We start from the raw sequence: 9,982 nt of genomic DNA, 5'->3' as shown, positions 1-9,982 counted from the left end.
GGTTTGTGACCGCGAAGCATATCGATAATGTGATCGCACCACATATGGGGTCTATGAGTCGCCTCACGCCTGACACCCGTTTTCCAAATCGTCCGGATTGAATTCCCCCAGGCAGAATGGGTTGAGCGCCCGAATCTCCTCCGTCATGAAATCGACAAGCACGCGAATGCGCGACGGCAGATTCTGTCGGCAGAGATAGCAGATGTAGTGGCCCCGGTCGTCCGGCAAGTACCGCCTTAAGGCCATGACGAGTTCGTTGCGCGCGACGTAATCACATATCTGATAGCCCGGCATCTGGGCAATTCCGCGACCTTCCAGGACTGCCCGCAATACCAGGTCTGCATCATTGAACGTCAATCTGGCGGTCGGCAGATACTTTCGCATATGTCCGTCGACCTTGAAATCCCACTCAAAGACGCGACCGTTGGATCGCAGGTTGATACAGTCGTGCTGCGCCAGATCGTCCAGCGTAGAGGGTAGTCCCCGCTCTTCGGCATAAGCAGGGGATGCGCAGAGTACCCTCTGCATTGGAATGAGCTGTTTCGCAATGATGCTCGAGTCCTCAATGAACCCATCGCGAAACGCGACATCGATCTGTTCTGCAGCGAAATCGGCGGGCCTGTCATCCAGGCTTAGATCTACCGCGATATCCGGGTAAACCTCGGAAAACCTGAAAAGCAACGGAGCAACCACCTTGCGTCCAAATCCAACTGTCGAGCGGATTCGAACGAAGCCACGAGGTGGACCTTGGCGGAGGTCCAGCATGTCGTTCATTGCCTCGACGATATGGGTCACGCCCTGGTTGCAGTTCTCGAAGAACCTTTCGCCCTCCTGCGTCAGGTTTGTGGTCCTTGTCGTTCGGAGAAAAAGGCGAGTGCTTAGCTGTGTTTCAAGCTTCTGAACATTTCGACAGACGGCCGAGCGTCCAATCCCCAATCGTTCCCCGGCTTTGACGAAGCTTCCCTCGGTCGCGACCGCCATGAACGCGATGATCCCCGCGTAGCTCGTCGCGAAACAGGTAGACAAGGCGTCAGCGTTATTTGGTATGCCAACGCGAAAGCCTCGCTGTGATGTATCCGATTGATCCATTGATGGCCCCACTACTGACACATGAACGGGTGAGTCGTCCAGGGCGCCAGCATGCGTTCTCGCGCCGACAACGACTATTCGTGCTACAGCTGGTGACCGTGATTGACGCGGCCCGGGCGAGACGGGGAACGCCTATGAATGCAGCTCGGGGACCATCGCACAACAGTCCGGGACCAACGCTTTAGCCGGACAGATACCGCCGGCTGCATCAAGGACGGTCAGGATTTCCTTACAAGTGTTCCTTATTCCGCTCTGTCTGGCCCGTCGAGACGGCCGCATACGGCGCCGTCAGACTGCGGTCTGACGTGTAGAAGTCTAGCACTTGCCTGGTGCAAAAAATTGCTGAACTCGGCCGCTATCATCTGGCCGATGCGATTGGGTTCACTCAATTTTCATCTGCTTCGCCCGGCTCATGGAGACCCGCCCGTCTTGATATCCGACGTCCATCCACACGCCCGCGCGCGATCCACGTATCGATCAGCCACCTTGAGCGCGTGTCGCGCGCGTTTCAGTTTCGTATGACCAATTTGGATTGGCGCCAAACCGGAAACATCATGTCTCCCTGGACGACTCTACCGTTGCCATCCGCGCTCATCTACCATGGGACGGCGTTGTCCCGTCGCCGACCAGAAATCGGGGCGAGCGAGAGGTCGCCCCATTTACTATATGATCGTTCGTTCCATTCAACGCCTCGAAGTCCCGGAGACCGTGCTTGCTCCTGCGAGTGCGGGCCGCACCGATAAGGCAGGCTTCGACAAATTGACGGCTGAGAGCCGGAACGCGCTTCACTGAACTCGAGACCGCACCATGGACGACAAGAAGCTGCAAGCTCCCCCGCTTTCTCTCCTCGACAGGTATCGGGGCCGGGATTTTCGTCCACTGTACACAACCACTGTCACCGTTTCCGGCGGCGAGACGGGACACGGTCGTGCATCTGGTGTGGCTCGTTCAGATGACGGAAATCTTGTCGCGGAACTGCGGCTACCCACTGAGTTCGGCGGCCCCGGTAACGGGACCAATCCCGAGCAGTTGTTCGCCGCGGGTTTTGCGGCGTGCTTTCACGGGGCGCTAAACCTGATCGGGAAACGCGCTGCAATGGATATCCACGATGCTGTTGTGGAAGTGCAGGTTGCGTTCGGTCGTGATCCCATGGATGGAGGCTATGCATTGGTCATCGATGTTCGGGTTCGGATGCCGGGCGTTGACCGAGGCGTAGCGGAAGAGATGGTTCGGACCGCTGAACGCCTGTGTCCGTATGCGAAGATGGCCAGACAAGGGACTGTCAATATCGTGACCGTTGTTGATTGACTCAACGCCTCTCGCGCGACAGCAACGTGTGATTGTCTGTTGAAGACGTTCATTGCCGCTGGCGCACGTGACTGACGCACTCCGCTCACCGCAACAGCCAGGGCGGCGCCAACAGGTTAGCCGAAGGACGCTTGCGGGTTACCCGCTGCCAACGCTTCGGTACGGTTCGGCGCCGGCGGGTAGATCCACTGCGTGTTGATCATCTGTTTGCGTGTCTTTCCTTCTGCGTGCGTCAGTTTGATCTGTCTATCCCAGCCTTCCGAGTAAATAGCCCCCCACTCGCCGAGGTCGAGGCAGGTCGCATAGAACGGCTGCCTGTATTCGAGTGTCGGAACGCCGATCAGGTCTGCTGCCACGTTGTGCCCACCGAATTGCCCCATCACGATAGCGTGTTGACAGGACATCAATGCATAGTGCCCGTCGTCGTCGCTCCGAGCTCGCGCAACATCGCCCGCTACAAATACTTCAGGTGCTTCTGGCACGCGAAGATCAGGTGTGACCTCGACACGTCCAAGTGGGTCAAGATGCGAGGAAACTTGCGCAGTCAGCGAGCTGGCACGCATTCCACCCGCCCAGATCACAGTCATGGCTTCGATACGGTTACCCGCCGCAGTGCGAACCCCGTCCGCGTCGACCGACACCACGCCAGATCCAAGTACTGTCTCAACGCCCAGCGAGTCAAAAGCTTCAGATACATACGGTCGAGGATTGGGGCCGAGATCGGGACCAATATCGTCCTGGGATCCGATCACGACCACGCGGACTGCCGCGTCGGCACCAAACAACTCGCGGATTCGCTTAGGCAATTCAGTTGCTACCTCGATACCCGTAAAGCCACATCCGACAACTGCAATAGTGTTGCGTGCCGGCGAATCCGGCCGTTTCGCCAGTTCTCTTAAGTGGTTGTCGAGCACTACCGCGTCCTCGATACGATCGACAGAGAACGCGTACTCCGCCAGGCCCGGAATTGGTGGCCTGTTCAACCTGCTGCCACTGGTCAACAGCAACCGGTTATAGGCGAGCGAAAGCGTCGACCCGTTGGCCGACACGACACTTACCGTTTTGTCATGAACGGATATCGCTTCGACACTGCCTTCCAGAAACTTTACGCCCACGGCGTCCAGAAGCGGACGCAGCGGTGCAGCCATCCGCTGCGGCTCGCTTTCATACAGCCGCGGACGGATCTGCAATTCGGGCTTCGGAGAGATCAATGTGATTTCAACGTCACTGGTCCTTACGCCAGCACCATCGAGGACGCGAGCTGCGCCTAGTGCACCCCACACTCCAGCGAAGCCGGCACCCACTATCAGGATTTTCTGCGACATGATGATTGCCTTCGGTTGAAAAATTACGAAGTCGACGATAAGCACCGAACTCATAGCAACGGGTGCCTGCTTTATTCAGCGGCGAGTGTCGAGATCGCTGAGCATGATTCCCGAACTCGGAGAACGATGGCGGCCGCGCACGCAAGCGACGCTACAGACGTCGCTTGCGCGGCACCGTCAGGACAGATCGTAGGCTCGGACATCGAAGGGCAGTAGCCCCGCGAGCGAACTCATCATGTTGCCTCGAGTGCAACAATCAACGAGACGGTACGACAGCGGAATCAATCGCCCCGCTTACGTCCTTTGCGCAAAACCGAGTCGATGTCCGAGCGTGAGTGCGGGCAATTGTCCGTAGATGACATGCGCAGTGAAAGGGCGGCGCTTTCCGACGGGCGGAGCCCTTGATCTGTCTTTGATTGGTGCCGGACGGGAAACGCCGTGTGTCTGTTTGGATGTCTACCGCAACAGACGGCACCCGCCTACGATCACGATGTGCTTTAACGAGCATAGCGCACGTTCAGGGCGCATCCGGCCCGCAAAATGCACTGTCGGAGTTCACTTCAACCGGCAACACCGAGGACGGCTGTCCATCGGAACCAGCGCTGCGGCGGAAGGTTGGGCCCACGTGCGGCCACCCGTGGTTGTCGGCCTCAAGGCAGCCCGAACGCGGGTCACTAAAGTGCGAGTTGATCGTGGGAATATCGCGATATCAGGTCGATTCATCCGCGAAAAATCCCAGGTTTTTCCTCATCTGCATTCGAACCCGCGTGGGGTATCGAGTGGTCGACAAAGGATAGCAAACCATGAAAATCGTCGTCATCGGCGGCACCGGCCTGATCGGCTCGAAGGCCGTCGTCATTCTTCGCCAGAACGGACACGAGGTCGTCGCCGCCTCGCCAAGAAGCGGAATCAACAGCATCACAGGAGAGGGGCTCAAGGACGCCTTGGCCGGCGCGCAGGTGGTGATCGACCTCGCTAATTCACCATCGTTTGATGACAAGGCGGTATTGGAATTCTTCGAGACGTCCGGCCGAAACATTCTCGCGACTGAGGCCGCAGCAGGTGTCCGGCACCATGTTGCGCTATCCATCGTCGGAATCGACCGGACGCCCGACAATGGCTATTTCCGCGCCAAGGTCGCGCAGGAGAAGCTGATCGAGACCTCCGGCATCCCCTACACCATCATCCGCTCCACGCAGTTCATGGAATTCCTCTGCGGTATCGCCGCGTCGAGTGCGGATGGAAACGTAATCAGGGTTTCGCCAGGCCTGTTCCAGCCCATCGCGGCTGACGACGTTGCCGCGATCGTTGCCGATGTGGCGCTCACGGCGCCGCGAAACGGCATCGTCGAGATCGCCGGCCCGGACCGAGCGCCGTTCAACGAAATCATCGCCCGCTATCTGACGGCCGCCGGCGATCCGCGTGAGGTAGTAAAAGACCCCGAGGCACGATATTTCGGCGGCCTGGTCGAGAAGCATTCGCTCGTGACTCTGGGCGAGGCGCGCCTCGGCCGCATAGGTCTCGACGAATGGCTCCAATTGATTGACATGACTAACTAACCATCATGCGTACCATCCAGATCCTGCTTCAAACGACCATCCTGCCTTGCAGCGACGACTGGTCGATCGCGCGATTCAGCCGCCTGGCGGAATTACTGCAAACACATCAGGATCCTGAAGGGCGCGTGACGTTCAGGGTCGTTGGTCGGGACCGCGAGCGGCTTGGGCAACCGGACCCGATTCTTTCCCGACTCGATGAAACCGGGTTCGACGAGTTGTGGTTGTTTGCCGTTGACGAAGGCGACGGTCTGACCTCCGAAGATTGCGAGGGGATCACGCGATTCCGACGGGCAGGTCGTGGTTTGTTGGTCACCAGGGATCACATGGATCTGGGCAGTTCGCTGTGCAGTTTGGGCGGGGTGGGCAAGGCACATCACTTCCACACGCGCAATCTCGACCCCGACCAATCCAGGCGTGTGGCGGACGACCCATTCTCACCCCACATCTCCTGGCCCAATTTTCACTCGGGCACAAACGGAGACTTTCAGGAAGTCACGATTGTTGGACCCACCCATCCCGTATTGGCAGACCCTGACTCTCCTGGTGGCGCAATCCGGTTCCTGCCCGCACACCCCCATGAAGGTGCCGTCGACGCTCCTGAGCATGAACCGGCTCGAGTGATCGCACGAGGCAAAAGCAAAGTAACAGGAAAGAGTTTTAATCTTGCAGTCGCATTCGAACCTTCGGTCCGCGGAGGTCCCGCAATCGCCCAAAGTACTTTTCATCATTTTGCGGACTACAACTGGGACACGCGACTGGGTTGCCCGAGCTTTGTGACCGAACCTCCTGGGAACGGGATGCAGACCGAGCCGCAAGCCCTTCGGGACATCCACCGTTACTCGGTCAACCTCGCGCTGTGGCTGGGTGGAGCGCTCCGAAGCTGATTGCGCACAACCGGACTATCGAAGTGAGCCATCGGCGCTGCACCGAGTTCAAATCGCATTCAGATTCGCTTCATGCGCCATCAACGCAAACGATTTCTTAATTCACCAGAAACGAGTACTGATAAATCTCATGCTGATCTTTCCCGCTCGAATGCTACGACCACGACAAAATCATTTCCATAGGATTACCCAATGTTTACCCATGAGTTGCTTTCCCAGTATGGAGCGTTGATCGTATTCTTCAGCGTGCTAGCCTCGTCGCTCGGTCTACCGTTTCCCTCCATCACAGCCCTGATGACGGTCGGCGCGAGCATCGCTACTGCAAGATATGACCTCGCGCGCGCACTGCTCCACTTCGCCATTCTGCTCGCCGCCGCCGTTTCCGGTGGAGTTCTTGGCGACTTGCTCTGGTTTCAAGGCGGCAAGCGCTACGGCAGACGCGCCCTTCAGTTGGTATGTAGGCTGTCGTTCGTGAAGCAATCATGCGTTGCCAGATTCGAGTGCTTCTTTTCTCAACGTGGCGCGCGTGCATTAATGATTGTCCGTTTCGTGCCCGGCCTTTCGTTGGTCGCCGTTCCTCTTTGCGGAGCAATGGCAATTAAAACGCGCTCCTTTATTTTGCACGACTGCGCCAGCGTATGCATATGGGCATGCGCTGGTCTCCTCGCAGGTGCGCTGCTGGCCGATCGACTCCACGGATTGTTCGCACGCGTTCACCAATCTGGATGGCAGGTGTCGTTGTTGGGCATCGTCGCGGTGGGTCTTCTTTGCCCTGTATGGTTTGCTCATAGGGCTCGCACACGCCCCCCGGTCGTAGGCAGGCAAGCGGGCACGCCCCTCTGTGCCGCCGACATCGCGGGTTATTGCTGATCAACGCGGGACCACAGCGGCACGAAGACCGCAGGCCCTCACTCAAGCGTCGAATAGCCCAGATTCGTCTAGTCCGATATTCGTAAGCCTTGTGTCTTTTCTCGTCACCAGGCACATGGTTTCGCGCAAACACAGAATTGAGTCTGCAGTCTCACTGCCTTGCAGCACCCCATGGTTGGTCGAACCGGGAGTGGAAATTTGAGCAATGCCAGACTCAGACGTCTGCTCATACGCATTGTTTCCAGGATTCACGAGATCATCAGGATTGTCGAAGGTCGCGAGTGCGACCTGGCCAAGGCAAGCGTAGCGCCGTTCCAAAACGAGGCGGTCAATACCCCGTCAGGGCCAACGGAGAACGACGTGATTCGCGTCACTTCTCGGAAATTGACTCGCGCACAGGCGTTTGAACACACGGCGCTGACACACTGGCAAGGTTTGATCGAGGTCCCGTTGGCTTGTGCCGGTCTGGACGTCGTGAGCCGCCTGTCACAGCTAGACGAGTGCTCTTCCGTTCGAAGAGTGACGTCCGCGCGTGTCGACGCGGCGCCATTGGGACGATAGACCCGGCGGCACAGTGTGAGCCAAGGTCTGGTGATGGGTGTCGTGCCCTTCAAGGAAGATGAAATGGACCCAGCCGCGCAAAGGATGGCCGCGGCCTTACGGGAGAGCACATGAGCAGTTCAACCGAGGCAAGCCGGCACCTGTTGACGCCGCTTACGGCAAAGTCTAATGCTTCCAATCTCTGTGGCGGATGCATCTGGGCGCGCTTTACCTGCGCAGATCCGCCGGAAGTGGAAGCGGCCCGCGACGACGCCAACGCCGATGCCCTTGGCAAGCCAATTGGGCAAAATCAGAGCGTCGCCGCACGAGCGTGCTTACTTCTCTGGCACGAGAACAGGCGCCCCCTTGTTCTTCAGAAGAAGCACGATGAACTTCGCGGGTTGCGTCTGGCTCGCGTTGCGCCCGACGGTGTGCACGTCGTTAGGACCTTCATAGAAAGTCTGTCCAGGCGTGAGCGTGACCTCCTTGCCGCCCTTGACCTGCATCACGATCGAACCCTCCAGCACATAGACGAAGGCGTCCGCGTAATGCCGATGAACTGGATCGACAGAACCCGGCGGATAGGTCACGGTGATCATCAGCGCTTCCTTGCCCGGAAAGTCGTCGAGCGGCTTTGTCATCAGCTGTGTCACGACGGCTTCAGGAGCCGCCGCACAGGCCCCGCCGATATGCGCGCCCGCGACGACGAGCATTACGATTGCGGTGTTCTTTAGTGAAAACATGATGTGCCTGCCAAATAACGCGTTCCGCACATGCGGAACGACGGTGGAAAGGAACAGAAGAACCAGACGGTTCAGGTGAGGTTAGCCTTGTCGAGGCCGAATACCTTGTCGGCCGAACCCGGCACGGTCCTGAATGCGACGTTCGCGCGGTTCCATGCGTTGATCGACATGATTTCGTACGTCAGGTCGGACAGTTCCTTCTCGGAGAACTGGGTACGCACGCGTTCGTAGATATCGTCCGGCACGCCCAGCTCGGCAAGCTTGGTCAACGCTTCAGTCCACGCGAGTGCGGCGCGCTCGCGCGGCGCGAAGAGCGTCGATTCGCGCCACACCGCCAGGTGATGGAGTCGCAGTTCACGCTCGCCGTGCAGGCGTGCTTCCTTGACGTGCATGTCGACGCAAAAGCCACAGCCATTGATCTGTGACGCGCGGGTCGAAACGAGATCGCGGATCGATTGTTCGATTGCGCTGTCCTTCAGTTGATTGCTGAACTCAAGGAATTTCTTGAACAGTTCCGGCGATTGCTGAATGTAGTTGATACGCTGTGTCATGGACTTCTCCTGGTGAGTACTCGCGCCTGGCGGATGTCGTTAGCGGCAATGCGCCGCACGAAGTCATCGTAGGTCGACGTGGCGTAGCGCGGTAGACCCGCAAACGGGATCATGGTGTTGTCTCTTTGGCACCAATCAAACGCAACCTGGCGCGCACAGGCAGGAGAAATAGCAGCGTTCAGGTGTTGCAGTGTACCGCGGCGATACGCGCCAGCTTGTCGGGATTACGCTGCACGAGAATACGGACGATGCGCGTGCCATCCGTTTCGAATGACTGCGCCGATTCGAGCTCGCCCTCGACAAATCGCAGCAGCGCCCATTGACCATTGAGCATCACGAGCTTGACGCGGAGTTCGCTGCCGTAGCGCCGGTACGAGGCGTAGAAAAGCTGTGCGATGCGCCGGCCGCCCACCATCGGCTTCGGAAAACTCGGCACCTTGCCGCCGCCGTCGCCGATCAGCATTGCGTCGTCGGTCAGCAAGGCATTGATCGCGGTGAAATCGCCGCGCTCCAGCGCCTGCGCGAACGTCTGCAGCAGGCGGAGATGCGTTTCGCGCGGCACGGCATAGCGTGGCCGCTCTTCGCGTAGTTGCGCTTTGGCGCGGCTGACCAGTTGGCGGCACGCGGCCTCCGTCTTGCCGATGGTTTCGGCGACTTCGTCATAGTCCGCGTCGAATACCTCGCGTAGCAGGAACGCTGCGCGTGCCTCCGGGGTCAACCTCTCGAGCAGCATCAGAAAAGCCACGGAGACGTCGTCGGCGCGTTCCTTGACCCCTTCTGGCGTAGCAGAAGGGTCGGTCATCTCGGGTTCCGGCAACCATATACCTGAATAATGCTCACGTTGAATTTTTGCGGCGCGAAGACGGTCGATGCACAGGCGCGTCGCAACCGCGACGAGCCACGCCTCAACATTTTCGATGGCCTCCCGGGGCGCTGCATGCCAGCGCAGCCAGACGTCCTGCACGATATCTTCGGCCTCGGCAATCGACCCCAGCATCCGATACGCAATCTTGTGTAACCGAGGGCGAAGCCCATTGAAGGCACGAGCGTCGTCATTCATGAACATGATCTCTCCAGCCGTGTGAATACATGAGCGCCGGTCCAATAACGCTC

At 58.6% G+C, this 9,982-nt stretch carries 9 protein-coding genes; 4 read left to right on the top strand and 5 right to left on the bottom strand.

Going from position 1 to position 9,982, the window contains the following annotated elements; genetic code table 11:
• Positions 1 to 63: 63 nt before the first annotated feature.
• Positions 64 to 1,089 (bottom strand): LysR family transcriptional regulator, encoded by a 1,026-nt coding sequence (locus P0D70_RS35580; RefSeq protein ID WP_408187961.1) that lies wholly within the window; start codon positions 1,087 to 1,089, stop codon positions 64 to 66.
• A gap of 807 nt (positions 1,090 to 1,896) precedes the next feature.
• Between P0D70_RS35580 and P0D70_RS35575 the strand changes: the two genes are divergently transcribed.
• Positions 1,897 to 2,397 (top strand): Ohr family peroxiredoxin, encoded by a 501-nt coding sequence (locus tag P0D70_RS35575; protein WP_091805803.1) that lies wholly within the window; start codon positions 1,897 to 1,899, stop codon positions 2,395 to 2,397.
• 116 nt (positions 2,398 to 2,513) lie between these two features.
• Here P0D70_RS35575 and P0D70_RS35570 read toward each other — a convergent pair whose 3' ends face one another.
• On the bottom strand, positions 2,514 to 3,722 hold the full coding sequence (locus P0D70_RS35570; protein ID WP_408187963.1) for an NAD(P)/FAD-dependent oxidoreductase: 1,209 nt from the start codon (positions 3,720 to 3,722) through the stop codon (positions 2,514 to 2,516).
• 803 nt (positions 3,723 to 4,525) lie between these two features.
• On the opposite strand from P0D70_RS35570, the gene P0D70_RS35565 reads away from it, so the two are divergent.
• The 3 genes from P0D70_RS35565 (at position 4,526) to P0D70_RS35555 (ending at position 7,035) form a co-directional block, all read left to right on the top strand.
• Positions 4,526 to 5,281: an SDR family oxidoreductase gene (locus tag P0D70_RS35565; RefSeq protein ID WP_408187960.1), complete on the top strand. Its 756-nt coding sequence runs from the start codon at positions 4,526 to 4,528 to the stop codon at positions 5,279 to 5,281.
• A 5-nt stretch (positions 5,282 to 5,286) separates the two neighbouring features.
• Positions 5,287 to 6,165 (top strand): hypothetical protein, encoded by an 879-nt coding sequence (locus P0D70_RS35560; protein WP_408187959.1) that lies wholly within the window; start codon positions 5,287 to 5,289, stop codon positions 6,163 to 6,165.
• 192 nt (positions 6,166 to 6,357) lie between these two features.
• Positions 6,358 to 7,035 (top strand): DedA family protein, encoded by a 678-nt coding sequence (locus tag P0D70_RS35555; RefSeq protein WP_408187958.1) that lies wholly within the window; start codon positions 6,358 to 6,360, stop codon positions 7,033 to 7,035.
• Between the two features lie 875 nt (positions 7,036 to 7,910).
• On the opposite strand, the gene P0D70_RS35550 is transcribed toward P0D70_RS35555, so the two are convergent.
• The 3 genes from P0D70_RS35550 to P0D70_RS35540 form a co-directional block, all read right to left on the bottom strand.
• Positions 7,911 to 8,318, bottom strand: a complete 408-nt coding sequence (locus tag P0D70_RS35550; RefSeq protein WP_408187957.1) for a cupin domain-containing protein — start codon at positions 8,316 to 8,318, stop codon at positions 7,911 to 7,913.
• Between the two features lie 71 nt (positions 8,319 to 8,389).
• Positions 8,390 to 8,869: a carboxymuconolactone decarboxylase family protein gene (locus P0D70_RS35545; protein WP_091805789.1), complete on the bottom strand. Its 480-nt coding sequence runs from the start codon at positions 8,867 to 8,869 to the stop codon at positions 8,390 to 8,392.
• A gap of 178 nt (positions 8,870 to 9,047) precedes the next feature.
• Positions 9,048 to 9,929 carry an RNA polymerase sigma-70 factor gene (locus P0D70_RS35540; RefSeq protein WP_408187962.1) on the bottom strand — a complete coding sequence of 294 codons (882 nt, stop codon included), beginning with the start codon at positions 9,927 to 9,929 and terminating at the stop codon, positions 9,048 to 9,050.
• Positions 9,930 to 9,982: the final 53 nt, after the last annotated feature.

The sequence above is a fragment of the Paraburkholderia sp. RL17-381-BIF-C genome (assembly GCF_046026435.1).
Taxonomy (GTDB): Bacteria; Pseudomonadota; Gammaproteobacteria; order Burkholderiales; family Burkholderiaceae; genus Paraburkholderia.
The sequence above is the reverse complement of the archived record's forward strand: the minus strand, read 5'-3'. Positions and strand labels throughout refer to the sequence as shown.